The following is a 25336-nucleotide window of genomic DNA, read 5'->3' as shown; positions in this document are numbered from 1 at the left end:
GTGATGGCAGAACCGTCGCCGATGCGCGGCTCGAGACGGCGCCCGGGGGCGGGCCCGGCCGGGTGCGAGGAGGCGTGTCTCCCTACTGCGTCACCCGGCCGGGCTGCTCGGTCCTGCCTCTCAGTGACCGGTCGCCTCGGGGCTGCGCCGTACACCGACCACGGCGAGCAGGGCACCCAGCAGGCACAGCAGGCCCGAGACGAGCACGGCGGTGTGTACGCCGTTCATGAAGGCGTGGTGGCTTCCCTCGACGACCGCGGACCTGAGCTGTGCCGGCATCCCGTCGGAGACCGGTGCGACGCCCATTGCCACGGCGTCCTTCGCCTCGCTCAGCCCGTGGGCCGCATCGGCGGGCACCCCGGACGAGGTCAGCTCGCCGGTCAGGGTCGAGCCGACGCGGCTGCTGATCAGGGAGATCAGGACGGACGTGCCCAGCGCGCCGCCTATCTGCAGCGCCGTCGCCTGGAGGCCGCCGGCGACTCCGCCGTCCTTGACGGGTGCGTTCCCGACGATCGCGTCGGAGGACGACGCCATCACCATGCCGACGCCCAGGCCGAGCGCGATGAAGGGGGGCCACATCGCGGTGTAGGAGGAGTCCGCACCCCACCCGAGCATGGCGAAGCAGGCGGCGGCCTGGAGCGCCATACCCAGCGGCATCGTGAGCCGGGGGCCGAACTTCTGGGTGAGCGCGGCGCCCAGGGGGGAGGCCACGACCGAAGCGAGGCTCAGCGGCAGGGTGCGGATACCGGCCTGGACAGGAGTGAAGCCCCGCACGTTCTGCAGGTACAGCATCACGAAGAAGATCATGCCGAGCAGGACGAAGAAGTTCAGCGCGGTGATGACGGTGCCGATGGTCAGCGCCGGGTTCCGGAACAGACGCATGGGCAGCAGGGGGTGCGCGATTCGTGTCTCGTACCGGCCGAACAGCAGCAGGATCAGTACGCCGGCGATGATGGTGCCCAGCGTGCCGGCCGAAGTCCAGCCCCAGGTCTCGCCCTTGACGACGCCGAAGACAACCGCGAGAAGGCCGAGCGCCAGCAGGACGACGCCCGGGATGTCGAACTTCTCATCTGCGGCGCTGGTGTTCCTGCTCTGCGGCAGCACGATGATGCTGAAGACGAGCGCGATGACGCCGATGGGCGCGTTGATGTAGAAGACGGACTCCCAGTTGACGTGCTCGACGAGCAGGCCGCCCACGATCGGACCGAGAGCGGTGGAGACGCTGGACACCATGGCCCAGATGCCGACCGCCATGCCGAACTTCTTCGGTGGGAAGACCGCCCTGAGCATGCCCAGGGTGTTGGGCATCAGCAGTGCGCCGAAGAAGCCCTGGAGCGCGCGGAACGCGATGACTCCTTCGATGGATCCGGAGAGGCCGATGGCCACGGAGGCGACGGTGAATCCCGCGACTCCTACGAGATAGAAGGTGCGGCGGCCGAAACGGTCGCCGAGCTTGCCGCCGAGGATCAGTGCGGCGGCGAGGGCGAGCAGGTAGCTGTTGGTGACCCACTGGAGGTCGGCCGTGGAGGCGTTGAGGTCCCGGCCGATCTCCGGGTTGGCGATCGAGACGACCGAGCCGTCGAGGCCGACCATGAAGAGACCGAAGGCGACGGCGACGAGTGTCAGCCACGGGTTCGCGCGGCGGCCGCGCGGCTGGTCCTCATGGACCGGACGCGCAGGCGGAGCCGGGGAGTTCAGGACGTCGGAGGGCATGAAGGTGTCTGTCCTTCGTGAGATATGGGGTGTGCGTCGGGTGTCGTGCGTGGGCGGGGCCAGGAGTCCGCGCATGACGAAGCGGCATCCGGGGCCTGGGGAAGGCCGGACGCGGTGGAGGAGAGGTGTCATCCCGTCGCACGCGGAAAAGGCCCGTGCGACGCGTGCGGCTACGGGCGCGACAGCCCGGAGAGGCTGCGCGTGTCAGTGACTGAGGGGATGCAGGCGGTCGTTGAGCGCGTGCAGCGCGCCCAGTGCCGAGCCGAGAGCGTCCAGTTCACCTTCGGTCATGGTCTGGAGCGCCCCGGCGACCAGGCCGCTCATCAGGTTCTGGACCTCGGTGAGCTGCTGCCGCGAGGTCGAGGTGAGGTGCAGGTGCGCGATGCGCTTGTCGGCAGGGTCCGGCCGGCGCTCCAGCAGGCCCTGCTCGGTCAGCTGGGTCACCAGCGCGCTCACGTTGTTCGGCTTCATCAGCAGGGCTTCGGCCGCCCTGCGCACCGTCGCTCCGTCGTTGGCCTCGACGTGACGGAGCAGGGCGATCTGCGCCTCGGACGGCTTGGGGTGCTCGACGTGCGGACCGATCTGCCGCTCCACGGCCCGGGCCAGCGCGGGCAGGCACGACACGAGCTCGGCGGCTACGTGGTCGACGTCCTGGACGAACCTGGTGGGGCGGGGCATGACTACGATTCTAGGTATGCAGACATAGCTATGTCAAAATATCTAAGCCTTCGGTCACGGGAGACCTTCGCGGCAGTGAGGCAGCTTCCGCCGGACGCCCCGGTCCTCGTTATGGGCACCTCCCTCGGTGCTGCATGGCACAGGTGGTAGATCGTGTCTTGTGGGGTCCGGGGTGGTCACGGGCGGCTAGGAATGGCCAGGTCAGCTCGTTCTGTCCAGGCGCGTCGGCGCTGTTGGTGAGACGCGTGTGAGAGGAAACGCCCCCTCGCGTGAGACGTGATGAACCCCCGCCGGCCTTTGTCAGCGGGGGCTCATCACGATGGATCTCCGGTTCGGCCAGCATGAGGATCAGCGTCCGGGCACCTGCAAGAGGTTCCTGGACAGGTGTCGGAAGCGGCGTCGCCGGGCCTCGCAGTCGTCGTGGTCTGCCCTGTACTGAGCCAGTCTCCTGCCCGGGTGGCAAGAGCATCGCACCTGGACTTCGCCTGGGTGCCAAGAGCATCGCACCTGGACTTCGCCTGGGCTGCCGGTCGGGCCGGACGCATAGAACCTGCATGCATAGCCGGCGTCGGCGGGTTGCTGACTGGTGCGGTCGATATCCGTAGCGACCAGGCTGGGCGTCCGTGCAGATCGCAGTCGGGCGGGTCAGCGATCACGGGGCGACGCGGTCTTCATGGGGCGCTTCCCGCAGGTCCTTCCAGTACGGGCGCACCTGAATACGGGCTGGGCCGCCTCCGTCGTTCGCGTCGCCGCGTTCTGGACATGCTGCCGGCGGCAAGGAAGCCCAGACCGTGAGACTGCGGTCACATGCCCTGAGTCGCAGCTCGCGTCGCTGTCAGTAGCCCGCTCTCGAATCGGCCATCTTGCGCCCTGGAACGCTTGCTGGCCGGATGGCACTCGCCCTGCTCTGTATCGCTGCGTCAGCCCGCTACGAGGCGAGATGCGGCGCAGAGCTGCAAGAACCCAGGTGCCACACTACTGAGCGGCATGCTGCGCGCTCCGCCACTGGGCCTCCACCCTGCAGGCACACCTTCCTCACTGACATGAACATGCGTTTTTGGCCAACGGGACAACGGCGTGGCGGACTTGACGGAGTCTCATGATCGTCCGGTGATACGCTCGCGTGCACATGCCATGTGAGCATTCACCTTGGCATGGCTACAGCCAGGGGGCTCTCCGGGCGGTGACGTCTGCCCACAGCCGAGGGTCCGCTTGGACAGATTTCGAGAGCTGGAATCCAGCCGCTCAATAGAGAGTCACATGACGAATTTTTGGCAGGATCCGACAGTCTGGGCGCTTGCCGTCGGCGTCGCTGTCGCCGCCACGGTAATCACTCGCCAGCGAAAAACGATCAAGGCGCTACGTCGTCAAAAGCAGGGCCTTCAGGGTGAGCTGACCGCATCGCAGGGCAGGGCCGTCGGCCTCGAGTCCACCGTCACCGAGCTGCGCAGCGGCTACGACGAGGTGGTCCGCCAGGCCAAGGAAGAGGCGGAGGAGGCCACAAACACCGTACTGAAGTCGGCCATGCGGACCCTTCAAGGCCTCGCCGCGGAGCAGCAGCGGGCCATCTCCGGGCTGCAGAAGAAGTACGGCGACTCGGCCGTGTTGCGGGACATGCTGGACATCGACCACATGAACTCGCAATTCAACCGGCGTGCGCAGTCCATTGCTGTGCTGTGCGGCGGGTGGCTCGGCCGGCAGCGGGAGGCTGCATCGGTCTATGACGTGATCCGCGGAGCGCAGGGCCGTATCCGGCACTACGAGCGCATCGAGATCGCCTCACGGGTCGATTTCGCGGTGACCAGCCGTGCCGTCGAACCGATCGCGCTGACGGTGGCCGAGCTGCTCGACAACGCGACCAGCTATTCCGAGCCGTCCACCATGGTCGAGGTCGAGGTGCGGACGGTGCCCCGGGGCATCTGCATCGTGATCGACGACGCCGGTGTCGGCATGAGCGAGGAAGAACGGACGAACGCCACCGCTCTGCTGTCCAGCGGGTCTGCGGTGAGCGTTTCGGAGCTCGGCAACCCTCCCGCGTTCGGTTTCGCGGTGGTCGGTGCCCTGTGTGCGCGGTTCGGGTTCACGGTCGCCATCGACAGCACCTCTCCCTACGGCGGCGTCCGCGCGGTGGTGATGGTGCCGAAGGAGTTGTTGACCGAGATGCCCGAGCCCAAGACGCCCACTACCACGCAAGAAGTCAATGCCGCTGCCGAGAGCCGCGCTTCGGCTCCTGCGGCGACAGAGGGCGGGCTGCCCCGGCGACGGAACAAGCGCGGTATGGCGCTCGTGCCGGATGGCGGCCGCAGATCTGATGAAGCGCCGCCGGCCCGGTCAGCAGAGGCACGGGTGGCGGCCATGGGCGCGTTTCAGCGCGGCACTCTCAGCGGCCGAGGTGCGGGGGTACCGGCCGCCGAAGGCGATACCACTGCCGATTCACACGAAGGATTCGATGCCCCGTGAGCGACGACCTGTCCTGGATGCTTGAGGACGCGCTGCAGATTCCGCATGCTCTCCACGCGGTCCTGATTTCTGCCGACGGCCTCCAGATGTCCCGTACTGCGGAGTTCGACAGGGGCGATGCCGACAAGGTGGCCGCCGCCGTCTCCGGCCTGCAGTCGCTCAGCCGGGCCGTCAGCTTCTTCTGCGGTGAGCACGGAGCGAACTGGCGCCAGACCCTCATCGAGTTCGACGGGGGCTGGGTGTTCCTGAACGCTGCGGGCGGCGGCAGCTACCTCGCCGTGGCGGCGTCGGCCGAGGTCGACATGCAGGACATCACGTACCGGATGCAGCAGCTGGTCAGCCGGTTGGGCAAGGCGATGTCGACCGGCCTTCGCGGCGACACGGTCACCTCATGACGGAACCCGGCCGTCCCGAGCCCGAGTTCGTGTCCGAGGCCGGAGAATTAGTCCGTCCCTACGTCATCACCCGTGGCCGTGACCTGCCCGATGAGAGCGAGTTCGCCCTCATCACTCTCGTTACGACAGCCACCGACGAGCAGCAGCGCCCCCAACGGCTCTCGCCCGAAGAGGAACAGATCCTGGAGATGTGCTCCAGTGGCTACCTCTCGGTCGCTGAGATCGCCGCGCACTCCCAGCTGCCGCTCGGGGTGGTCAAGGCGCTGCTCAGTTCCCTCGCCGAGGGGGGCTATCTCGTGACCCGGGCGCCGGTGCCCTCGGCCCGTCCCACCAACAAGGCCTTGCTTAAGGAGGTGCTCGATGGCCTCAAGGCTCTCTCTGTCTGAGGATGCCTACGTGCCCAGCGGCGCACAGCAGACTGCAGTGAAAATCCTGGTCGTCGGACACTTCGCCGTCGGCAAGACCACCCTGATCAGCTCACTCTCCGAGATCACGCCGTTGTCCACCGAGGAGCGGATGACAACGCTCTCGGAGCGCGTCGACGACCTCAAAGGGGTTCAGGGGAAGACCACCACCACCGTCGCCCTGGACTTCGGCCGGCTGACGCTGAGCGAGCGCATCGTTCTGTATCTGTTCGGCTCCCCCGGACAGCAGCGCTTCGTGAGTCTGTGGGACGACACGGCCCGCGGAGCGCTGGGCGCCCTGGTCCTGGTGGACCCCGAGCGCCTCGCCGACTCCTTCGACGTCATGGATCTGGTCGAGAGCTACGGCCTCGATTTCGCCGTGGCCATCAATCACTTCGACGGCAGTACGGTCCACACCCCGGAGGAAGTCCGGGAGGCACTCGACCTGCTGCCCGACACCCCCGTCGTCACCATCGACGCACGCGACGAGAAGTCGTCCGTCGACGCCCTGATCACCTTGGTCCGCTATCTGCACGAGCGCGCCGACCTGGAGCACACATGACAACCCCCTCTGTACCTCCGCCCGGCTGCCCCGCACACGGCAGCGGGCAGCGCATACCCCTGGACAGCGCGGAGTTCGCTGCCAATCCGCACGCGTACTACCGCTACATGCGCGAGCTCGGCCCCACTGCTCCGGTCACCATCGCCCCCGGCGTGGAGGCGACGCTGGTGACCGATTACAACGCGGCTCTGGAACTGCTGCAGGATTCGACGACCTTTCGCAAGGACTCACGCCGCTGGCGTGCACTGGCTGAGGGCTGCGTCCGCCCCGACAGCCCGGTCCTGCCGCTGCTGGCCTACCGGCCGAACGCGATGTTCACCGACGGCGCCGAGCATGTGCGGCTGCGGCAGGCCATCACCGACTCCTTCGCCCGCGTCAGCAACAAGCGGCTGAGCCGGATCGTCAGCCAGGCGGCCCAGTTCTTGATCAACCAGTTCAGCGCCCGCGGCAGCGCCGACCTGCTCCGCGACTACGCCCAGCAGCTCCCGCTGTACGTGTTCAACGAGCTGTTCGGCTGCCCGGCAGAGATCGGTGACCGGGTGCTGTTCGGCATCTCCGGCATGTTCGACGGAGCCAACGCCGAGGCGGCCAGCCAGGTCCTGCTCGGAGCGGTCAGCGAGCTGGTGGCGCTCAAGCGCGCCCAGCCCGGGGAGGACATCACGTCCTACCTGATGCAGCATCCGGCGCAGCTGAACGACGAGGAACTGGCGCACACGCTGGTGCTGCTCCTCGGTGCGGGCGGCGAGCCGGAGGGCAACCTGATCGGCAACGCCTTCTACACGATGCTGACCAACGAGGAGTTCGCGCGCCTGGGACAGTTCGACAAGGCTGTGGACGACACTCTGTGGCGCAATGCGCCGATGTCCAACTATGCGCCCCATTACCCGGTGGTCGACGCGGACGTGGCCGGCGACAAGGTGCGCGCCGGTGACCTGGTGCTGGTGTCCTTCGGCGCCGCCAACACGGCGCTCGCGGACCGCGGTGCCGACACCCGCGGTCACCTCGCCTGGAGCGCGGGCCCGCACGCCTGCCCGTCGAAGGAGCCGGCCAGGCTGATCGCCCTGACGGGCCTGGAGACGCTGTTCAACGCCCTGCCCGACGTTGAACTCGCCGTCCCCGCGGACAGCCTCGCCTGGCGGCCCGGCCCCTTCAACCGGGCCCTGGCCTCCCTGCCCGTCCGGTTCAGCGCAGTCACCCCGCGCGCCGCGGCCGCTCCGCAGCCGACGGCCGTGCCCCGCTACCAGGCACCCCCCGTCGCGGCCGCACCCGCGCCGGCGGCGCCGCAGCCCAACGGCAAAGCGGGGCGCTGGAGCGGCTTCATGAAGTGGCTGACGGGCCAGTAGCCCACACCCCCTGTGATGCATGTGACACAGGCAGTTGACGTAGCCTGCATGAAAGATCAACTTCCTGGGTAGGACGGCGCGGAGTGTCTGGAGTGACACAAGATGAAGGAGAGGCAGTGGACCTCGCAAGCATCTCCGCGCCACCATCCGCGAGCGCCCGACCGGGCCCACGGCGCACCACCCCCAGCAGACGGAACCTGTGCGGGGGCGGCGACCCCGACCAGCCGCAGGACCGAATACCCGCTGCTCCCGGCAGCGGATCGGCCCTCGTCTCCTCCCTTGTCGGCGGAGCGCGTCCCCGTACTCCCGTACCGTCCAGACGCGTTACGCGCCACGACGTGCGAGGCATACGATGACCTCCCGCCCGGGCCCCGGCATACCGGCAACCAGCCCCGGTGAGACGACGCTCGGCGACCACGTACTCGGTCAACTGCGGCGCCTGGGCGCCACGGTGGGCCTGAGCGAGGCGGACACCGAGCTGTACGGTCAGGTCCTGATCGCCTCCCTCGCAGGCGCCGCCCACCGGCCGCTGTCCCTGCCGCCGGCCTCGCCCACCTTCCTCTCCGATGACCACAGCCCCGTCGAGTTCTCCCTCGCCAGCTCTCCGGACGCCGCCCCGGCCCTGCGAGTGCTCGTGGAGCCCGGGTGGGTCCACAGCGACATGGCTGACAGCGGCCGCGCCGGGCTTGCGGTCATCCGCGCGATGGGCGCCCGCTGGGGCTTCGCCACCGACCGACTCGACGCCCTCGCCGACCTGTTCTTCCCCGCTGCAGCCCAGGGCCCCCTGGCCCTGTGGTACGCGCTCGATCTGCGCGCCGGAGGGGTCCCAGGGGTCAAGGTCTACCTGAACCCCTCCGCCTCCGGCCCGGAAGGCGCGGCCCGCACCGTGCAGGAGGCTCTGCGGCGGCTCGGCTACGGCCAGGCCTTCGAGCAACTGCCCCCGGCGGCCGGCTACCCGTTCCTCGCTCTGGACCTGGGCGCCTGGACGTCCCCCCGCGTCAAGGTCTACGTGAGACACCCGCGGATGTCAGCCGATGACGCCTGCGCGCTCAGCCGTGCCTCCGGAGCCGCAGCGGCCGACATCCGCTACTTCTTCCACGCGGCCGCGGGCTCCCTCGCGCCGTCCGAGCGCGGCGGAAACGACACCCTGCGACTGGTGCGGCGGCCGGTGCTCACCTGCCACTCCTTCACCGAAGGCGACAGCAACCCGAGCGGCTTCACGCTCCACATTCCCGTTCGCGACTACGTGCGCGATGACGAAGAGGCCCTCGCCCGCGCCACAGCCCTGCTGACCCGGGCCGGCATGGACCCCACCGTCCTGAACCGAAGTCTGGGAGCGCTTACACAGCGAAACCTCGCCGACGGCGTGGGGCTGATCGCCTACCTGGCCCTGGTGTACGAGCGCAACCGGCCGCCCCGGCTCACCGCCTACCTGAGTTCCGAGGCCCACCGCGTCCGGCCGCCGCAGGAGCAGTACCCGCGGGGCACCTGGATGCCTGCGCAACTCACCCGGAGCGTCCTGGACCTCGGGCACCAGGCCGTCGGCCACGTCAGCCCGCACACCGCACACCGCACAGAAGGAAGTCACGTGGAGCCCTACCGCATCAAGGTCGTAGAACCTCTTGCTTTCACCACCCGGGAGGAGCGCGAGGCCGCGCTGAAGCGGGTCGCCTACAACCCCTTCGATCTGCGGGCCGACGAAGTCACCATCGACCTGTTGAGCGACTCCGGGACCGGTGCCATCTCCGCAGACCAGCTCGCCGCAGGAATGCAGGGCGACGAGTCGTACGCCGGCAGCCGCTCCTTCTACCGGTGGCACGAGGTCGTCTCCGAGCTCACCGGCTACCCCCACATCCTGCCGGCCCACCAAGGCCGCGCGGCCGAGCGCATCCTCTTCTCCTCGCTGTTGCGGCCTGGCACGAGTGTGCTGTCCAACACGCACTTCGACACCACCCGCGCCAACGTCGAACTGACTGGCTGCACGGCGTACGACCTGCCCTGCGCCGAGGCGAAGGACCTCGACAGCGACTTTCCGTTCAAGGGCAACATCGACCTGATCGCCCTCGAACAGGCCCTGGAGAATGCGGACCGGACGCCCGTTGGGGCCGTGCTGATGACCATCACCAACAACGGTGGCGGGGGCCAGCCGGTCAGCATGGACAACCTGCACCGCACCGCCGAACTGTGCCGCCGTCACAACGTGCCGATGATCCTCGACGCGGCCCGGTTCGCGGAGAACGCCTGGCTGGTGACCCAGCGCGAACCCGGCTACGCCGACCGCACCCCGCGCCAGGTCGCCGAGGAAGCCTTCCGCCTCGCCGACGGCTGCGTCATGAGCGCGAAGAAGGACGGGATCGTCCACATCGGCGGCTTCATCGGCCTGAAGGACGCCGAACTCGCCGAGCGGTGCGGGGGTCTGCTCATCGCCACCGAAGGATTCACCACCTACGGCGGTCTGTCCGGACGTGACCTCGACATGATGGCCCGCGGCCTCCTCGAAGTGACCGAGCCGGCCTACCTCGCCGAGCGTGCCGACATAGCCGCCTATCTCGCCGCACGTATCCGCGAGGCCGGCGTCGACATCGTGGAACCCGCCGGTCTGCACGCCCTCTACGTCAACGCCGGGCGCCTCCTGCCCCACATCCCCCCGCACCAGTACCCCGGCACCGCACTCGTCTGCGAGCTCTACCTGCGCGGAGGCATCCGCTCGGCGGAGCTGGGGTCGCTGTACCTCGGTGAAGAGGACGAGCACGGCAACCCTGTCAAGACGGCGCCCTACGAACTTGTACGGCTGGCTCTCCCCCGACGGGTCTACACCCGCAGCCACTACGACCACGTTGCCGCCACCCTGGCAGATATCGCGAAGAATCCTGAATCGGTCCGTGGCTACCGGGTTACGGGCCAGTCCCCGATCCTCCGACACTTCAGCATCAAACTGGAGCCCGTGAGTCCGGCGACTGATCAGCACTCTTCGTTCGTTACGACGCGAGCCCAGCCATGAAAATCCTGTAGCAGTGCAGATCTTTCGGCTGTACCGGTCCAGTGACAGTGCGGCGGCCACGGGAAGGCCCCACCCCGGTGGGCGAATTCGAGGGGTCGTTGCAACACTGCTGGTCAACTGGCCAGGTCAAGTAGCTTAGCGAGGCGCTCGGCTGGGGTTTCCCAGTCGAGCGTTTTGCGTGGGCGCTGCCACCCGAACGTGGGAAAACCCTGGGGCCACGGGTTCAGCCTCAGCAGGACGTCTTTCCGTGCGGGCCACCGGCAGACGGAGCCGTCCGCCGGACCTACCCGCCCGGCCCACTCAACTCATCAGGGAGACAGGCCCTATTCGTCCAGGAGCCGCTGACCTGTGTGGACTGGATTGAGTGACGTGTAGCGGCATCGTTGAGACAGGCACGGCGCCATGCGTTCGGCATCGCCTGGCGCGTTCGCCAGGTTCCCGCGGTAAGTGCCGTCGGCCCGAAGCCCAGATGATCAGCGTGATCGTCCGTGGTAGTTTCCGGGCCTTCGTGACGAGTTGAGGGGGAGGCGTCAGGGGTGGTGTAGTGCCCGCTCGGTTTGCTGGTGGGGTGCTGTCTCGGGGAGGTACCACAGGACGGGGAGGGCGGTGAGTGCGACGAGGGTAACCATGGCTCCGGGTACCAGACTCCAGCCGGTGGCGTCTATCAGGGTCTGTGACAGGTGGGGGGTGAGCCCTCCGAAGACGGTGGTGGCCACGGTGCCCACTGCCAGTCCGCTGAGCCGTCCGGTCACCGGGAACTGTTCGGGTGTGGCGGAAGCGCCGACAGCGCTCACTCCTCCCGCGACGAGAGCGAGGACGACGGCACCGGTCAGGGCCCGGGCGTGGTGGGCGTCGTCCATGAGGGCGAACATCGCGACCGGCAGGGTGAGGGCGAGGCCGCCGAAAAGCAGGAGAGCGGGGCGTCGTCCGACGCGGTCGGCCAGCATGCCGGCCAGGGGCGTGATGGTGATGACCGCGGCCGAGGCGATGGTCGACAGCCACAGGGCGTCTCCTTCACTGAAACCACCGGTCGTGGAGAGGTAGGTCGGGACGTAGGTAATGCCGACGTAGTACGTGATGGAGCCCAGGGCGGAGATGGTGAACGTCCGGTAGAGGGCCGGGCGGTGGTGCCGCAGGGTCCGGCGCAGCGGGCTGGGGGATGCGGAGCCGGTCTGTCGTAGTTGTTCGAAGGCAGGGGACTCGCGCATCGTCGCGCGTGCGGCCAGGGTGCCGGCGGCGAGCAGTGCGCCGAGGAGGAACGGGATGCGCCAGCCCCAGGTGTCGAGCGCGGGCCGGCTCATCGACGCTGTGGTGACGGCGGCCGCGCCGACGGCGAGCAGGGCGCCGATCTCGCTCGCGGCGGAGGCAAGGGAGCCCACCAGGCCGCGGTGGGCGGGCGGTGCTCCTTCCACCAGGTAGGTCATGACGCCTGCGTATTCGCCGCCCACGGAGAAGCCCATCACGCAGCGCAGGAGCAGCAGCAGTGCTCCGGCCGCCGGGCCGATCTGGTCGCGGGTGGGCAGGGCGGCAGTGGCCGTCATCGCCGCGGTCATCCAGGTCATCGAGGCGAGCAGGACCCGGCGCCGTCCGAAGCGGTCGCCCAGGTGGGCGAAGGCCAGGGCGCCGAGCGGCCGCATCACGTAGGCCAGCGCGAACACGGCGAGCGTGGTGATAACGGAGGAGGGGCCCGTCCCGAAGAAGACCCGGGACATCACGGCGGTCATGAACAGGTAGAGCGTGAAGTCGTACCACTCGACCACGGTCGAGAAGGCCGCAACGGCCATCGATGACCGTGGCAGCGGCGCCACGCCTACGGGTGTGCCGGCCGGCGGGGTCGTGAGGATTCCGGAGACGGGGGACATGCGGGGTCTTCTCTCGAAAGGTGAAGGGCCGGTTCCCGGGAAGGGGGGCGGCGGAGCCTCGGGAGGGGAGGCGGCCATCCAAGCTAACATCGAAACGATGTATGCATCGTTTCGATGTTCACGTGCGAGACTGTGGGCATGCTTGAACTAGCGATCCTGGGTTTTCTGGCGGAAGGCCCCCTGCCCGGACATGAACTGCGGAGCCGCGTCGCACGTCTCACCGGGTTCTCCCGGCCGGTCAGCGACGGCAGCCTCTACCCGGCGATCAACCGGCTTTCCAAGGCGGGGCTGCTGGAGCGGAGCCCCGCACCGGGTGCCGGCCCGGCCCGCTACGTACTGAGCCTGACCGAGGCCGGGCACGCGGAGATGCTGGACCGGCTGCGGGAACCCGCCGACCACGAGATCACCGATTTCACGCGCTTCCTGACGATTCTCGCGTTCCTCTCCCGGCTGCCGTCCGTCGCCGACCAGCACGCGGTCCTGCGCCGGCGTCTGGAGTTCCTGGAACAGCCGGCGAGCTTCTTCTACGCGGGTGACCGCCCGTTGCGGGCGGCGGAAGTCGAGGATCCCTACCGTCGGGGCATGATGCTCACGGCCAGAGCCACCAGCCGCGCGGAAAGGACTTGGCTGCGGGAGGTCCTGGGCGACGACGCGCCGAGTGGTGTGGTCCGCTCCACACTCGAAGAACAGCCGCCGGCAGGGAGGTCGTGATGATCGCGTCGTGGTACGACGAACAGGGTGCGGCGGGGGATGTCCTGCGGGTCGGTGAACTGCCCGATCCGCGGCCCGGCGCCGGCGAGGTGCGGGTGCGTGTGCGGGTGTCGGGCGTCAACCCGGGGGACACCAAGAAGCGGCTCGGCTGGCTCGGCTCGTCGATGCCGTACCCAAGGGTGGTACCGCACAGTGATGCGGCCGGTGTGATCGACATGACCGGCGCCGGGGTCGACGCGCGCCGTGTCGGGGAGCGGGTGTGGGTCTACGGGGCCCAGTCCTACCGTCCGTTCGGGACGGCCGCGCAGTACACCGTGGTCCCGGCGGACCTGGCCGTCCGCCTTCCGGATCATGTCGGTGACGAGGTCGGCGCGGGGCTGGGCATCCCTGGGATCACCGCGCACCGGGCGGTGTTCGCCGACGGGCCGGTCGACGGCAGTCTGGTCCTGGTGCACGGGGTGCTCGGCGGCGTCGGTTCCATGGCCGCGCAGCTCGCCCACTGGGCCGGTGCCACCGTCCTGGCCACGGTCCGCCGCACGGCCGACCTGGGCCTCGTCGACCCGGCCGTCGTCTCTCACGCGGTCGCCCTGGACACCGACGACCCGGCCGGAGCGATCCGCTCGTACGCGCCTCAGGGCGTCGACCGCGTCATCGAGGTCTCCCTGTCCGACAACGCCGATCTCGACAACGCGGTGACCGCGGTCGGCGCGGTCGTGGCGGCCTACGCCACCCGGACCGACCGCACCGGGATCCCGTTCTGGCCGATGCTGTTCAACAACGTCACCCTGCGGCTCCTGGGCAGTGACGATTTCCCGGCCGGGGCGAAGCGGCAGGCCGCCCGGGACTTGACCTCGGCCGCAGCGGTGGGCGCGCTCACCGTCGACGTCGGTGACCGATACCCGTTGCAGATGATCGCCGACGCCCACGACCGGGTCGACGCCGGAGGCCGGGGGCGGGTACTGGTCCACGTCCCCGACTGACGCCCGCCGGCGGCGAGCCACTGGCGCGACGGTCCTCGGAAGGTGTGCGCTACGTGCGGGGGCTGGAGGGGGCGGAGAGTTCCGGAGGTGTGAGCAGGGCGAAGTCGGCCCGGACCACTGTCCCGGGCCGCAGGTGTTTCCGCTGGACCGAAGGGGCCTGCCCGGCTGCCGTCGCGACGACGTTCAGGTGTCCCTCGGGCAGACCGGTCACCGCGTAGTGACCATGCTCGTCGGTCGCGGCCCGCACGAGCTGGCGCCCGTGACCGTCGATGACGACCACAGCCGCGTGACGGACCGGGACCGGACCGCGGCCGGCGAGGTACACCGTCCCGACGAGGTCCGGTTCCCGTTCCCCGAAGTGGTGACCTCCTCGACGGTCAGCGTCCGGCCGTGCTCGTCGGCGAGGGCGGTGAAGATCGTGCCCAGCTTCTGGGAGAGCACCGCACCGTTCGCCCCGGCCACGTACAGCACGGGATCGTCGCCCGTCACCAGGCCCGCGGCGGCCTCACGGTCCTGGACGGTCGAGCCGACGGCGCCGACGCCGAAGACGATGAGTGAGGTGCCCGCTTCGGGTCGCAGTTCGTTCAGCACCGCGCCGGCCCCGGTCTGCAGCCGGGCGCGGCCGGGACGGGTAGTGTGCCGCCCGCCAACATGTGGTCGCAGCGGCGTACCCACTCGGCAATGGCGGTCAGGGAGTTGTGTCCGGCGCTGGTGAGTGCACACACGCCGACCGCGAGCAGCGTTGCCGGCCGGAACCGCACGCCGCGCGGATTCCTCGGATCGGGCACCAGGGACAGTGCGGCGAGCAGACCGGACGGCATCACCGCCTCGGGCCGTGACGCCCCGGACGCGGCCTGTGGCAGATGCATAGCGGACGGATCAGATGATGGTGCAACGAGCACGGCGGCCTTACCGGGACTGGACTGGTTCACCGGTCGATGCGGTGAGTTCTTTGGTCATGAAGACGCGGCTGGTGCCCGGCGGATCGCAGGGCACCTCTCCCAGCCGCTTCCACCCCTGTTTCTGGTAGAAGCCGGGGGCCTGGAAGGTGATGGTGTAGAGCACGGCCGTGCGGCAGCCACGGGCACGAGCCTCGTCCTCGGCCTGCCGGAGGATCTCTGTTCCCAGCCCGCTACCACGCAGCCGGGTCGGCAGGTAGAAGAGGTCGAGGAAGAACAGCCCGAGCGAGGTACGCCCGGTCAGTCCGCCGACCACCTGGTGGGTATCGGGATCACGGACCAGGACAGCCAGAGGTCTGCGGTCGGCGATTCCCGTGTGTTCGATGTTGAAGCGGTCCAGCGCGTCGGAGATTGTCGCGGCGTCCTCCGGGTTGGGGGTGTCGGTGAGCATGCAGTCCGGCTGGGGGGCGGGCTGGTGGGAGGCGGTGACGGCAGTGTCGGACGCAGGCATGGTTGCTCCAGTACGTGAGCGGATGCGGGTGTGGGGCCGGTGAGCCCGGCGCACGGGCCGACGCTAGGACCCGGACGCTTCGACGGACGTCGAAGGGACGTCGGCGACAATGGGCACCGTGGACATTCAGCGCGCAGACCAGGATGTGGGTGTGGACCTGGCGGGCGTGGCCAGACTGGTGGCCGACGGCACCCGGGCCGCCTTCTGCCTCGCACTGCTCGACGGCAGGGCCTGGACGGCGAACGAGCTCGCGCGCTATGCCGGAGTCGCGCCGTCCACCGCGACCTCGCACCTGAACCTGCTCGTAAACGGCGGGCTCCTCGTCGAGGAGCGGCACGGACGCCACCGCTACGTACGGGTGGCCGACCGCAGAGTGGTCGAACTGATCGAGAGCCTTGCCGCGCTGGCCCCGAAGCACAGCCCCCGGCCACGCTCGCTGTCGGCCTCCGGCCGGCAGCAGGCACTGGCCCGCGCCCGGCTGTGCTACGACCATTTGGCCGGAACCACCGCTCTGGCCATCACCGACGCGATGGTCGAACGCCAACTCCTGGAGTGGGGACCTGAGCCGGGCCTGACCGGCAAGGGCGCCCTCTGGCTTGCCGAGGTCGGCATCACGGTACCCGCCGGCTCACGCCGGCCACCGGTGCGCGCCTGCCTCGACTGGACCGAGCGCCGTCCCCACCTGGCCGGCGCTGTGGGCGCCGCCCTGTCCGCCCACGCACTCGCCACCGGGTGGATGACGCGCATCGGCACCACCCGCGCCCTCCTCGTGACACCCGCCGGCCGCCGGGCACTGCACGACCACCTCGGCCTGCCACCAGCTGAACTCTGATCCTGAACCTGACCTGACCGGGCCACACCGACGCGTGATCAAGCCGGGCGAACAGGACTCTCCCCGGGGCCCTGACCTCCGCCTGGCCCAGCCGGGCCGCCGCCGACACCGCGATCTTCGATTTCATCGCAGGCTGGTACAACTTGCACCGACTGCACAGCAGCCTCGGCTACCTCAGCCAGGCTGCGAGTATGAGACCGCACTCGCAGCCTGACCATTCTTCGGGGTAGTTCTTCCGCTTTGCCACCTTGGATCACTGCCCCTGGATGACGAAACATCCAGCGTCCAGGTGTCAGAATTTCGGGGGTCACTCCACTCCGCTGCAGCACCAACCGCATCACCGACATCGTGAAGGCCGTCCTCGTCCTTCACCGCGCGTCAGCATGAGGTCGGAAGAGGCTCATGGGGTGCCGGATCACTTGCTGGCACGATGGGCGGGGCACACCAACGTCAAGACCACCAAGCGTTGGTACGTGAAGCCGGACGTAGAGGATCTTCGTGGAGCCGCTACGACGTGGGGCGGTCTTCACAGTGCTCAGGAGGGGGGTGTGTGAGACGGCTGTGAGACGTGGGAGCGTAGGACTGTGAGCCAGACAGACAACAAAACGTTGAAGTACCAGGTAGATGGGCCAGAGGACGCACCCGTGCTGGTGCTCGGACCAAGCCTCGGTACCACATGGCATACGTAGGCAGAACCGTCTTCTGACGTCCACGTGGTCCAATTCGACGCTGTTCACGCGGGTTTGGACTTGGTGCTCCAGGTGCGTCGACGGTGTTGGTGACAGGCGCGTGACAGGACGTGTGTGACGGCATCGGTGATAGGGCGAAGGACTTGCCGATGGGCCAGGCGGGGCCTCTCCTGAAACCATGAGGCGAGGCCCCACTGGAGTGCTCTGGTTGGGCTTCGCGGTGAGTTCGACTGTGCTGGGGGCCGGCACCACGAGGGTTTCGTTTCAGGGGCCGTAGGGGTTCCATTCCCCGAGGAACGGCTTCAAGTCGTTGGCTTGTGGTTCGGGGATGGTGGGCATCCGGAGTGGCGCGTTCAGCGGGTCGATGCGTTCTGTGGTGGCTTCTGCCCAGATGATCCATGCCTCGGCTTCGGTTCTGGTTTCGCCTGGACGCATGGTCTCGACTCGCGTGCGCATAGCGGTCACGTACTCGGCCAGTCGGGTCGCGTGGCGCCATGCCGCCTCCTGCGCCTCGAAGTGCCTGACGCGGTACGTCTCGGCGTACTGGACGCGGGCCTTCTCCATGGCGGCTTGCCAGCGGAGGCGCTTTTGGCGTGCTGCCTCGAGTTCCTCCTGGCGTTGGCGTTCGGCGGCGTCGCCGCGGAGTGTGACTTCTTGGGCGATCTCGGCAAGTTGCTCGTCGAGGGGGCGGCCGGGGGTGTCGGCCCATTCGCTCGCCCGGTGCGGCCGGCCGCCGCTCAGGACCAAGCGGAGGCGTTCGGACGGGGTGTAGTCGAAGCGGGGGATTCTGATCCAGGAGTGCTTCCGGGCTTCGGCGAGTTCCTTCTCGGTCGCGACATGCTCGGTCCGGTCCTGTTCCTGCTGGACGACGAACCCCAACGTGAGCCTTTGCGCGGTGATGGTGAAGTGGGCAGAGGCACTGCGGCGGTGGTGAGACGGGGGTGCAGAGCCCGGCCTTCCCACCGAGCAGGCGTGTCCGTCGGACTCGGTGGCGGTGATGAGCGCCTGGATGAGTCGTAGGGCACGTGCATGGACGGGCTTGGTCAGGCCCAGCGATCGGGGTTCGTTTTGCATGGCCCGGACCACGCTGTGCGGCCGAGTGAGCCGGGAGGGGACAGAGACAGGGGCGAGGACGGCAAAGCGCCAGGCAGGGGTGTCGACGAGCTTGATCTCGTATCCGTCACGGCACCAGCCTCCGTGCAGCTCCTTTGTCTTCGGGAGCTTTGTCGATCTGCGAGCGGCCGCGATCCGGGACGGCCAGTTCGCAGAGTCCCGGCCGGTGGTGGTCTTGACGATCCGGCCACCGGCGTCCGCGAGTTCCTGCAGCAGTTGTTCCGTGAATGTCAGGCGATTCTGCTGGGGAGGGCTTGGCTTTCGCTCGACGGCCGGGGCGTCATGTGTCCGGGGTGACGGGCGTTGCGGAGCGGTGGCTTTGGTCATGCGCGGGTGCGATCCCGGGGGAGGGTACGCGCCGTGGGAGAGGTAGTGCTGGCCTGCACTCGTCAGGACGACGCTCCACTGCCCGCCTTTCCGGGAGACCGTGACCAGGCCCCGGTTCTGTAATGCCTGACAGGTGGTCTTGTAGGAGCTTGTCTCCCACACGTCCTCAGGACATCCCGCTCCCACCCACTGCAGCACCGAGAGCTGCCCCTCATTGACCGGCCGTTTCAAGGGGACCACCTTTGATCCTGGCTTTCACTGACGGGCCGGATGCTGCCAGCGGCAGCGGAATGGGGTGGGCTGTTCGGGCTGCATTCGCTCGAAGGAGCGACCGATGCCGGCTCATCCGCAAGCCGTGACGCTGGGCATCGAAGTGGGTGGATTGGGCAAAGCCTTTGACTCGCTCGAAATTATGTTCGTAAGTGACTGCGGGAGGCGAGGATCGGAAACGATCCCGAATCTGGATTTCTCTGGGTTCCTGCCTGCTGTTTCTCTTCTCTGTGGTCATCGGGGCCCGTCTGGTCGTCCGCTGTGCCGAGTCCGGTTGTCACTGGTGGCCTCTACGGTTCTTTCTGTTAGCGCGCAAGCTCCGGGCGTGGCTGTGCGTGCATCGATGCCAGCCGACCGAGGAGTCGGTGACGGAATTCGTTAACCCCATGGGCGCTTCGGACGAGGAACTGACACTCAGCGGCCCTCGAAAGGCGCATGCGCGCTGCCGAGGCCAGGGCCCGAATAGTCGGGGCTTCCGAAGCCTGGGCTGGGGAAGTCCGCAGTGCCGCGGCCAGAGTCGGATCCGCGGCTGATACCTGTGGCGGGCGCGTCAGGGCTGTGGAGCTGATTGCGGAGAAAGGGGAGAATGGCCTTGTCGCGAAGACTCGTCAACCACGCCTCCCGTGCCCGATTCACCTCGGGTGACGGGCCGCTTCCGCGCCCTGCCGCCGAGGCCCTGTGTTCTACAGCAGTGCGGTACAGAGAGAAGAGACCGACCGCAGCGGACAGCACGCCGATGCCGAAGCTGGTCCACCCAGCTGTGATCAGCGCGTTGGCCATGGGTGTCCGGCCACCTGCGAGAGCCAGCCCATATCCGATTGGCAGGAACGCGACGGTGGCGACGGCAGCGAGGACCGGAGTGAGGACCGCCAGAGCGGGCAGTAGACCTACCCCGTGTACTTCCTGATCTCCGGCACCGGACAAGGGGCCGACCTGATCTGCCGGTGCGGCGTCACGCGTCCGCTGCCGCAAGGACAGATAGGTTCGGTACTCGGCATCGGCAGCGGCCGCGATCCGTGGTCTGGCACCGAGCCCGCGGACGCGTAGCTGGCCCGGGTTGATGAGTGAATGCTCCAGCAGCCCGCGAATCTCGGCGGCCCGTATGGCGTCGTCCAGCACCAGTGCGTAGTCGGGTCTGTCTTCGTCCTGAAGTCTGTATGTCCTGCTCACGCCATCCCCCGGCTTCCCTATGCGGCGCGCCGTTGGCGCGGTGCGTACCGCGTGTGTACGGCACGCACCGCGCCTCTGCGAACCTACAGGTCGAATTCGTTCGGCGAGATGCCGACCGCGAAGCAGGCTTCGCGGACCACCGCGCGCTCGGTGTTGTCGAAGTTGCCGTCGGCGCCGCCGATGACGATGCCGATCTGGATGACCGCGCGGGCCTCGGTGGGCTTTTTGGCGACCTTGCCGATGGTCTGCAGCATGCCGACCTTGCCGAATTCGAAGTCGGACGTCAGCTGCTGGCAGTTGTCGTTGAACCGGCGCTGCAGATCTTCAGCGGGGAAGTTCTGCAGTACGTCGTTCCCCGCGATCAGTGACGCGACCCGTTGCCGTTCGGCGGGATCGATGGAACCGTCGGCGGCGGCGACCAAGGCGCACATGGCCATGCTGGCGTCGCGGAAGCCACCGCTCTTGAGGTCGTTCTTCTTGGCGTTGAGCTGCGTCTGCATCGTCGACGCCGATTCCTTGATGCGGTCCCACAGTGCCATGCGAATGCTCCAGGATCGGTCGGAGTGTGAGTGCTGTGCGAGATGTGAAGGAAGAAGGTCTAGAGGTGCGCCATGACGGCCGGCATCAGGTCCTGGAAGGTGCGCCCGTCGCTCGGCACACCGATGGCTGTCATCTGCCAGCCCGCACCGGACCGCTGGACCTTGGCCATGATCTGCGCGGTGTGGCGCCCGCCACCGGTCAGTGTGTAGCGCGCCAGTTCCTGTCCCGTGGTCTCGTCGACCAGGCGGCAGAAGGCGTTGTCCACCTCTTCGAAGGTCTGACCCGTGAACGAGTTCACGGTGAAGACGATCTGGTCGACGTGGGCCGGGACGCGCTGCAGGTCGACGACGATCGACTCGTCATCGCCACCCTGGCCGGCGCCGCCCACCCGGTTGTCGCCGGTGTGCTGGACCGAACCGTCATCGCTGGTCAGGTGCTGGAAGAAGACGACATCCAGGGGAGATCCGTCGGCGAAGAGCAGGGCAGAGGCGTCGAGGTCGATCTCGCGGGCGGTCAGGCGGGCCAGGAACCCCCGGCGAGGCGCCGACTTCCAGCCCAGTCCCATACGTACGACCGTCAGTTCCCCGCCCCCGGACTTGGTGAGGCTGATCTGCTGGCCTTTGGACAGGTTGACGGTCATGGCTCCACTCTCGGCAGGGGGCGGTACGGGGTGAGTCGAAGTCCGGTCAGAGACTGATGCCGAAGTCCGCGACGATGCCGCTGAGCCCGGAGGCGTACCCCTGGCCGACAGCGCGGAACTTCCACTCGGCGCCGTTGCGGTACAACTCGCCGAAGACCATGGCGGTCTCGGTGGAGGCGTCCTCGCTGAGGTCGTAGCGGGCGATCTCGGCTCCGCCGGCCTGGTTGACCACGCGGATGTAGGCGTTGCGGACCTGGCCGAAGCTCTGACCCCGGCTCTCCGCGTCGTGAATGGAGACCGGGAACACGATCTTGTCGACGGTGGCCGGTACGGCGGCGAGATCGACCTTGACGATCTCGTCGTCGCCCTCGCCCTCTCCCGTGAGGTTGTCGCCGGTGTGCTCGACCGAACCGTCGGGGCTCTTCAGGTTGTTGTAGAAGACGAAGTTCTCGTTTGACAGCGCCTTGCCCGCCGCGTCGCACAGCAGAGCGCTGGCGTCCAGGTCGTAGTCCGTACCGGTGGTCGTGCGGACATCCCAGCCCAGGCCCACCAGAACTGCGGTCAGCCCGGGGGCCTCCTTGCTCAGCGAGACATTTCCGCCCTTGGCGAGGCTCACGCCCATGTTCCATCTCCTTCTCGGTCCATCCGTGTGCCCGCGCGTGACCGCGCGGGCACCGAGCGACAGCAACTGAAATCTACAGCACTGTAGAGTTCATTTGCGGAAGTGTGAGCGTCAGGTTTCGTCGATCTCATGAGCTGCCCGCGAGGCTCGGTACTATGCCCCGGCGCTTGTCAGTTGAAGAGCGGATTCGGGCCGTCGTGCGAGGGGTGGCGTCGTGGGTGCAGAGGAAGACGGTCGGCCCGGGCGGTCGCGCCCGCGTCGGCGCGGGCAGGGCGAATTGGAGGCCCAGGTGCTGTCCGTGCTGGGAGAGGCGACCGAGCCTGTTCCCGCGACGTGGGTGCAAGAGCGCCTCGACGCCGGCCTGTCGTACAGCACGGTGATCACGATTCTGACCCGTCTGCTCGACAAGAAGGCGGTCACGCGGTCCGGTTCGGGGCGTCCGGTTCTCTGGCAGCCGATGGCGAACGGGGCAGGTCTCACGGCCATTCGCATGCGGCGTCTCCTCGATCAGCGGCACGATCGGGATGCCGTGCTGTCCAGCTTCGTCTCCGCGCTGTCGCCGCATGACGAGGATCTGCTGCGGTCGCTGCTCAACGAGAGCGGCCCTGAATTCCGCGACTCGTCTACGGATGCATCGGAGAGTTGACCGATGGGCGTCTTCGTCTATCTGCCCCTCGTTCTGCCGCTCACGGCGCTGCCCATGGCGCGCCTGGCTGAGCAGCACCTGCATCCGCGCAGCGCCGCCCGTCTGCTGACCGCCATAGCCGTGATCCTGGCGGGGTGCAGCACCCTTTGCCTTGGCCTGTTGGTCGTGGTCGGGACCGCTCAGCTTCCGGGAAACCCGCTTCCGGACGGCTGGTCCGACGACGAGGTCCGGGAGGCTGTCCCGCACGACCGCATCGCGGGCAAGGCGGCGATAGTCGCCCTCGCGGCTGTGGCGCTGGGCTGTGCGTCGACGCTATGGGGTCACTATCGCTTTCGTGCCCGTGCGCACAGGACGCTTGCCCCGCTGTCCACGACGGGCGAGGTCGCTCTTCTGCCCGACGAGGTGCCCTACGCCTACGCCTTACCCGGCTCGCCGGGCAGGATCATGGTCTCCTCATCCATGCTTGCCTGTCTGACCGCGGCGGAGCAGCAGGCGCTCCTCGCGCACGAGCGGGCGCACCTGGCCGGGCGACACCACCGCCTGCTGCTGGCAGCCCAGTTGGCCGGCTGCGCGAATCCACTTCTGCGGCCTCTCCGCACGGCCATCTCGTACAGCACTGAACGTTGGGCGGACGAGGAGGCCGCCCTCCACACCGGTGACCGGCGGCTCACTGCCCGCGCCGTCGGGAAGGCGGCACTCGTTTCGCACCGGGCCGCCGCCCCGGCGTTCGCGGCCTTTGCCGCGGCCGGGCCCGTCCCGCGACGCGTTGCCGCGTTGCTGGGGCCGGTGCCGCCGGAGCGCGGCTGGCCACCGGCACTCACCTCGACAGGGATCGCGGCGTTCGTCGCCGCCGCGGGAACAGCCGTGTCCACCCTCTCGTCGCTGAACGCGGCCTTCGCGCTCTTCGTCGTACTCGAAGCGGCGACGCCGCTGTAGGGCGCGGGGGCCTGAGTCACAGAACCCGACGGAAACCCGGTATCCGGCGCAGTAGGCCGGCGGCCCCGAAACTGACGGGTACCGCGATCGCGGTCACGAGCGCGAAGGATTCGAGCGCCGTCAGGCCGCGGTGGGCGAGGGCGAACTGCAGGGCGACCACGATCGGCACATGGATCACGTAGACCGCGAAGGAATCGGCGGCAAGGGCCTGGGTGAGCCGGCTGGTCCACCGTGCCTTCTCGCGGAAGAGGACGAGCAGTCCGGTGCACAGGGCGACGCAGAGGAAGCTGTCGACGGCGGACCAGAGCAGCGACGCGCCGTTCGAGCCGCCCGTCCCGAAGAACGGGGCGTCGGCGCCGACCGTGAACAGGAAGGCTGCCCCCAGCAGACCGGCCGCCAGCCAGATCCGACCGACCTGTACGGGGAGGCGGTTCAGCCAGTCGCCGTGGCGGGCGAGGATCCCCAGCGTGAAGAACGCCGCGTACTGCGGTATGCGGGCCGGTTCGACCTGGAGGAAGTCGAGGAAGGGCACCCAGGTGTCGAGGGGATACCGCACTCGGACGAGGAATGTCACGCCCGCCAGTGCCACCGTGAGGCCGGCGAGTGCGCTGTGCCCGGGCACCCGGGTGGGACGCGGGGGTGTGCCGGGGGCGGCATGCCGTGAGCCGACCAGGCGGGCGGCCTGCCGGCACAGCGCGTACAACAGGCTGTAGGCCAGGAGGTTCTGGATGAACCAGAGGTGCCCGAACTGCAGATCGGGCCAGGACGGCCCGCTCCAGTCACCGGGCCGCTCACCCACTCCCAGGTAGACATCGGTGAAGTAGCGGGCGAACGAGATGTCCGGGTACCCGCGGTAGTGCACGTAGTACGCGTACATCAGTCCCGGTACCAGGGTGAGCGCGCCTACCAGCACGGGCACGCCGAGCCTGAGGAGGCGGCCGCCGACGAACGACCATCCGCTGCGGCGATCGTGGGACGCGGGGACGAAGTAGGCGGAGATGAAGAAGAAGAGGCTCATGAAGAACGTGCCGTCGAGTGCGGAGAGCGTGGCCAGGGCGCCGGAGCGCGGCTCGCCCTCCACGTACCACCAGTCGGCCGGGCCGTACGCCTGGGCTGCGTGGTGGGCCACCACGACGACGATCAGGGCGATGCGGAGATTGTCGAGCCAGCAGAGACGAGAGTCGCCGGCATGCGGGGGCGAGACGGAGGATTCGCTGAGGCATGTTTCCATGCGTTCACTATCCTCAACATGTGTACACCTTCACATCAGGGATGTCCCTGAAGGGTGTAGGGATGTCGGTGCCGAGCAGGCGGCCCGGCTGCTACTCGGCCTCGGTGATCCGGTCGGCTCCGCCACCGAAGAGCCCGTGTCGAAGCAGCGCCTGGTTGGCCGCGCTGCGCTGCGCCAGCACCTCGGGCGCGAACATCGGCCGGTCGAGGCCGGGCTGCATCACACGCTCCAGGAGCAGGGGGCCAAGGATGAGGCAGAGCATCTGGAACGGCGCCCAGGGCATTGCGCCGGGGCCTGCGTTCGGGGTGCCACTCTCTGCTGCGAGCCGTTCGACTTCGGCCTGCGCGCCACGCAGGAGGCGGGCGAAGAGGCCCGCACTCGCTTCGCTGTCCTCCAGCAGGACGTGCCGGAGGTACCCGCGAAGGACCGGATCGGCGCCGAACAGCTGGGCCGAAACATCCCCGAGCGACCTCATCAGATCACCGGATTCCGGATCGACCTGCGCGAGCGCTTGCCCGATCCGGCCCATCACTTCCTCGTCCACGGCGGTTCGCAACCCCTGTTTGGAGCCGAAGTGCCGAGTGACGAGCGCGGGCGAAAGCCCCGCCGCTGCCGCGACCGCCCGCGTTGATGTGGCTTCGAAGCCGCGCTCGGCGAAGAGTTCCAGTGCGCACCGCCGCAGCCGGGCCCTGCCTGTCAGATCCTCGGGAGTCACGTTGTCCATTCCGGGAGGCTAGCCGAGGCGTTCGGGCGACGTTCGCGCACGGACATCGACTCCAGTGCCACACCGGGGTGCGGAAA

General features: G+C 68.4%; 24 protein-coding genes. 11 read left to right on the top strand and 13 right to left on the bottom strand.

The window, feature by feature from the left end; translation table 11 throughout:
* Positions 1 to 120: 120 nt before the first annotated feature.
* On the bottom strand, positions 121 to 1713 hold the full coding sequence (locus tag JGS39_RS04885; protein ID WP_219567467.1) for an MFS transporter: 1593 nt from the start codon (positions 1711 to 1713) through the stop codon (positions 121 to 123).
* Positions 1714 to 1917: 204 nt separating this feature from the next.
* Positions 1918 to 2391, bottom strand: coding sequence for a MarR family winged helix-turn-helix transcriptional regulator (locus JGS39_RS04880; protein ID WP_219567466.1), 474 nt, complete (start codon positions 2389 to 2391; stop codon positions 1918 to 1920).
* 1260 nt (positions 2392 to 3651) lie between these two features.
* On the opposite strand from JGS39_RS04880, the gene JGS39_RS04875 reads away from it, so the two are divergent.
* From JGS39_RS04875 to JGS39_RS04850, 6 genes are all read left to right on the top strand, one after another.
* A complete protein-coding gene (locus tag JGS39_RS04875) occupies positions 3652 to 4851 on the top strand; it encodes an ATP-binding protein (RefSeq protein WP_236062858.1) in 1200 nt (399 codons plus the stop codon).
* On the top strand, positions 4848 to 5246 hold the full coding sequence (locus tag JGS39_RS04870; RefSeq protein WP_219567465.1) for a roadblock/LC7 domain-containing protein: 399 nt from the start codon (positions 4848 to 4850) through the stop codon (positions 5244 to 5246). Before JGS39_RS04875 ends, JGS39_RS04870 begins: the two co-directional genes overlap by 4 nt.
* The gene (locus JGS39_RS04865; protein WP_219567464.1) at positions 5243 to 5632 is read left to right on the top strand and encodes a DUF742 domain-containing protein; all 390 of its coding nucleotides are present in this window, start codon (positions 5243 to 5245) and stop codon (positions 5630 to 5632) included. The genes JGS39_RS04870 and JGS39_RS04865 overlap by 4 nt, the downstream gene beginning before the upstream one ends.
* A complete protein-coding gene (locus tag JGS39_RS04860) occupies positions 5607 to 6212 on the top strand; it encodes a GTP-binding protein (protein ID WP_219567463.1) in 606 nt (201 codons plus the stop codon). Before JGS39_RS04865 ends, JGS39_RS04860 begins: the two co-directional genes overlap by 26 nt.
* A complete protein-coding gene (locus JGS39_RS04855) occupies positions 6209 to 7555 on the top strand; it encodes a cytochrome P450 (protein WP_219567462.1) in 1347 nt (448 codons plus the stop codon). Before JGS39_RS04860 ends, JGS39_RS04855 begins: the two co-directional genes overlap by 4 nt.
* 352 nt (positions 7556 to 7907) lie before the next feature.
* Positions 7908 to 10556 carry a tryptophanase gene (locus JGS39_RS04850; RefSeq protein WP_219567461.1) on the top strand — a complete coding sequence of 883 codons (2649 nt, stop codon included), beginning with the start codon at positions 7908 to 7910 and terminating at the stop codon, positions 10554 to 10556.
* Positions 10557 to 11086: 530 nt separating this feature from the next.
* On the opposite strand, the gene JGS39_RS04845 is transcribed toward JGS39_RS04850, so the two are convergent.
* On the bottom strand, positions 11087 to 12418 hold the full coding sequence (locus JGS39_RS04845) for an MFS transporter (protein WP_219567460.1): 1332 nt from the start codon (positions 12416 to 12418) through the stop codon (positions 11087 to 11089).
* Positions 12419 to 12556: 138 nt separating this feature from the next.
* Between JGS39_RS04845 and JGS39_RS04840 the strand changes: the two genes are divergently transcribed.
* Positions 12557 to 13129, top strand: a complete 573-nt coding sequence (locus JGS39_RS04840; protein WP_219567459.1) for a PadR family transcriptional regulator — start codon at positions 12557 to 12559, stop codon at positions 13127 to 13129.
* Positions 13129 to 14109: an NADPH:quinone reductase gene (locus JGS39_RS04835; protein ID WP_219567458.1), complete on the top strand. Its 981-nt coding sequence runs from the start codon at positions 13129 to 13131 to the stop codon at positions 14107 to 14109. The genes JGS39_RS04840 and JGS39_RS04835 overlap by 1 nt, the downstream gene beginning before the upstream one ends.
* 49 nt (positions 14110 to 14158) lie before the next feature.
* On the opposite strand, the gene JGS39_RS41820 is transcribed toward JGS39_RS04835, so the two are convergent.
* From JGS39_RS41820 to JGS39_RS04815, 4 genes are all read right to left on the bottom strand, one after another.
* Positions 14159 to 14389 (bottom strand): carboxypeptidase-like regulatory domain-containing protein, encoded by a 231-nt coding sequence (locus JGS39_RS41820; RefSeq protein WP_306106322.1) that lies wholly within the window; start codon positions 14387 to 14389, stop codon positions 14159 to 14161.
* Complete coding sequence (locus JGS39_RS04825; protein WP_219567503.1) at positions 14317 to 14700, bottom strand: hypothetical protein; 384 nt, start codon at positions 14698 to 14700, stop codon at positions 14317 to 14319. The genes JGS39_RS41820 and JGS39_RS04825 overlap by 73 nt, the downstream gene beginning before the upstream one ends.
* Entirely contained in the window at positions 14694 to 14930 is a 237-nt protein-coding gene (locus tag JGS39_RS04820; RefSeq protein WP_236062864.1) for a transposase family protein, read from the bottom strand. Before JGS39_RS04820 ends, JGS39_RS04825 begins: the two co-directional genes overlap by 7 nt.
* Before the next feature lie 88 nt (positions 14931 to 15018).
* Positions 15019 to 15519, bottom strand: a complete 501-nt coding sequence (locus tag JGS39_RS04815; protein ID WP_219567456.1) for a GNAT family N-acetyltransferase — start codon at positions 15517 to 15519, stop codon at positions 15019 to 15021.
* 109 nt (positions 15520 to 15628) lie between these two features.
* On the opposite strand from JGS39_RS04815, the gene JGS39_RS04810 reads away from it, so the two are divergent.
* Positions 15629 to 16351, top strand: a complete 723-nt coding sequence (locus JGS39_RS04810) for an ArsR/SmtB family transcription factor (protein WP_219567455.1) — start codon at positions 15629 to 15631, stop codon at positions 16349 to 16351.
* A gap of 953 nt (positions 16352 to 17304) precedes the next feature.
* Here JGS39_RS04810 and JGS39_RS40585 read toward each other — a convergent pair.
* The 4 genes from JGS39_RS40585 to JGS39_RS04790 all read right to left on the bottom strand — a co-directional run bounded on the left by JGS39_RS40585 (position 17305) and on the right by JGS39_RS04790 (position 21722).
* The gene (locus JGS39_RS40585) at positions 17305 to 18480 is read right to left on the bottom strand and encodes a hypothetical protein (protein WP_236062857.1); all 1176 of its coding nucleotides are present in this window, start codon (positions 18478 to 18480) and stop codon (positions 17305 to 17307) included.
* Positions 18481 to 20003: 1523 nt separating this feature from the next.
* Positions 20004 to 20459: a tellurite resistance TerB family protein gene (locus JGS39_RS04800; RefSeq protein WP_219567454.1), complete on the bottom strand. Its 456-nt coding sequence runs from the start codon at positions 20457 to 20459 to the stop codon at positions 20004 to 20006.
* A 59-nt stretch (positions 20460 to 20518) separates the two neighbouring features.
* Positions 20519 to 21100 carry a TerD family protein gene (locus JGS39_RS04795; RefSeq protein ID WP_219567453.1) on the bottom strand — a complete coding sequence of 194 codons (582 nt, stop codon included), beginning with the start codon at positions 21098 to 21100 and terminating at the stop codon, positions 20519 to 20521.
* Positions 21101 to 21146: 46 nt separating this feature from the next.
* Complete coding sequence (locus JGS39_RS04790; protein WP_219567452.1) at positions 21147 to 21722, bottom strand: TerD family protein; 576 nt, start codon at positions 21720 to 21722, stop codon at positions 21147 to 21149.
* 214 nt (positions 21723 to 21936) lie between these two features.
* Between JGS39_RS04790 and JGS39_RS04785 the strand changes: the two genes are divergently transcribed.
* On the top strand, positions 21937 to 22368 hold the full coding sequence (locus JGS39_RS04785; protein ID WP_308120178.1) for a BlaI/MecI/CopY family transcriptional regulator: 432 nt from the start codon (positions 21937 to 21939) through the stop codon (positions 22366 to 22368).
* A 3-nt stretch (positions 22369 to 22371) separates the two neighbouring features.
* Positions 22372 to 23304: a M56 family metallopeptidase gene (locus tag JGS39_RS04780; protein WP_219567451.1), complete on the top strand. Its 933-nt coding sequence runs from the start codon at positions 22372 to 22374 to the stop codon at positions 23302 to 23304.
* Positions 23305 to 23320: 16 nt separating this feature from the next.
* On the opposite strand, the gene JGS39_RS04775 is transcribed toward JGS39_RS04780, so the two are convergent.
* Together JGS39_RS04775 and JGS39_RS04770 are read right to left on the bottom strand one after the other, a co-directional pair.
* On the bottom strand, positions 23321 to 24535 hold the full coding sequence (locus JGS39_RS04775; protein ID WP_219567450.1) for an acyltransferase family protein: 1215 nt from the start codon (positions 24533 to 24535) through the stop codon (positions 23321 to 23323).
* 91 nt (positions 24536 to 24626) lie between these two features.
* Positions 24627 to 25259: a TetR/AcrR family transcriptional regulator gene (locus tag JGS39_RS04770; RefSeq protein WP_219567449.1), complete on the bottom strand. Its 633-nt coding sequence runs from the start codon at positions 25257 to 25259 to the stop codon at positions 24627 to 24629.
* Positions 25260 to 25336: the final 77 nt, after the last annotated feature.

The sequence above is a fragment of the Streptomyces poriferorum genome (assembly GCF_019399235.1).
Classification (GTDB): domain Bacteria; phylum Actinomycetota; class Actinomycetes; order Streptomycetales; family Streptomycetaceae; genus Streptomyces; species Streptomyces poriferorum.
Note: the sequence above shows the minus strand (reverse complement) of the source record. Positions and strands in the feature narration are given on the sequence as shown.

Bases quoted from the DNA above. Each gene is read 5' to 3' on its own strand.
- JGS39_RS04885 (WP_219567467.1), bottom strand. From the start codon at position 1,713: ATGCCCTCCGACGTCCTGAACTCCCCGGCTCCGCCTGCGCGTCCGGTC.
- JGS39_RS04880 (WP_219567466.1), bottom strand. From the start codon at position 2,391: ATGCCCCGCCCCACCAGGTTCGTCCAGGACGTCGACCACGTAGCCGCC.
- JGS39_RS04875 (WP_236062858.1), top strand. From the start codon at position 3,652: ATGACGAATTTTTGGCAGGATCCGACAGTCTGGGCGCTTGCCGTCGGC.
- JGS39_RS04865 (WP_219567464.1), top strand. From the start codon at position 5,243: ATGACGGAACCCGGCCGTCCCGAGCCCGAGTTCGTGTCCGAGGCCGGA.
- JGS39_RS04860 (WP_219567463.1), top strand. From the start codon at position 5,607: ATGGCCTCAAGGCTCTCTCTGTCTGAGGATGCCTACGTGCCCAGCGGC.
- JGS39_RS04855 (WP_219567462.1), top strand. From the start codon at position 6,209: ATGACAACCCCCTCTGTACCTCCGCCCGGCTGCCCCGCACACGGCAGC.
- JGS39_RS04850 (WP_219567461.1), top strand. From the start codon at position 7,908: ATGACCTCCCGCCCGGGCCCCGGCATACCGGCAACCAGCCCCGGTGAG.
- JGS39_RS04845 (WP_219567460.1), bottom strand. From the start codon at position 12,418: ATGTCCCCCGTCTCCGGAATCCTCACGACCCCGCCGGCCGGCACACCC.
- JGS39_RS04840 (WP_219567459.1), top strand. From the start codon at position 12,557: ATGCTTGAACTAGCGATCCTGGGTTTTCTGGCGGAAGGCCCCCTGCCC.
- JGS39_RS04835 (WP_219567458.1), top strand. From the start codon at position 13,129: ATGATCGCGTCGTGGTACGACGAACAGGGTGCGGCGGGGGATGTCCTG.
- JGS39_RS04820 (WP_236062864.1), bottom strand. From the start codon at position 14,930: ATGCCGTCCGGTCTGCTCGCCGCACTGTCCCTGGTGCCCGATCCGAGG.
- JGS39_RS04815 (WP_219567456.1), bottom strand. From the start codon at position 15,519: ATGCCTGCGTCCGACACTGCCGTCACCGCCTCCCACCAGCCCGCCCCC.
- JGS39_RS04810 (WP_219567455.1), top strand. From the start codon at position 15,629: ATGGGCACCGTGGACATTCAGCGCGCAGACCAGGATGTGGGTGTGGAC.
- JGS39_RS40585 (WP_236062857.1), bottom strand. From the start codon at position 18,480: ATGACCAAAGCCACCGCTCCGCAACGCCCGTCACCCCGGACACATGAC.
- JGS39_RS04800 (WP_219567454.1), bottom strand. From the start codon at position 20,459: ATGGCACTGTGGGACCGCATCAAGGAATCGGCGTCGACGATGCAGACG.
- JGS39_RS04795 (WP_219567453.1), bottom strand. From the start codon at position 21,100: ATGACCGTCAACCTGTCCAAAGGCCAGCAGATCAGCCTCACCAAGTCC.
- JGS39_RS04790 (WP_219567452.1), bottom strand. From the start codon at position 21,722: ATGGGCGTGAGCCTCGCCAAGGGCGGAAATGTCTCGCTGAGCAAGGAG.
- JGS39_RS04780 (WP_219567451.1), top strand. From the start codon at position 22,372: ATGGGCGTCTTCGTCTATCTGCCCCTCGTTCTGCCGCTCACGGCGCTG.
- JGS39_RS04775 (WP_219567450.1), bottom strand. From the start codon at position 24,535: ATGGAAACATGCCTCAGCGAATCCTCCGTCTCGCCCCCGCATGCCGGC.
- JGS39_RS04770 (WP_219567449.1), bottom strand. From the start codon at position 25,259: ATGGACAACGTGACTCCCGAGGATCTGACAGGCAGGGCCCGGCTGCGG.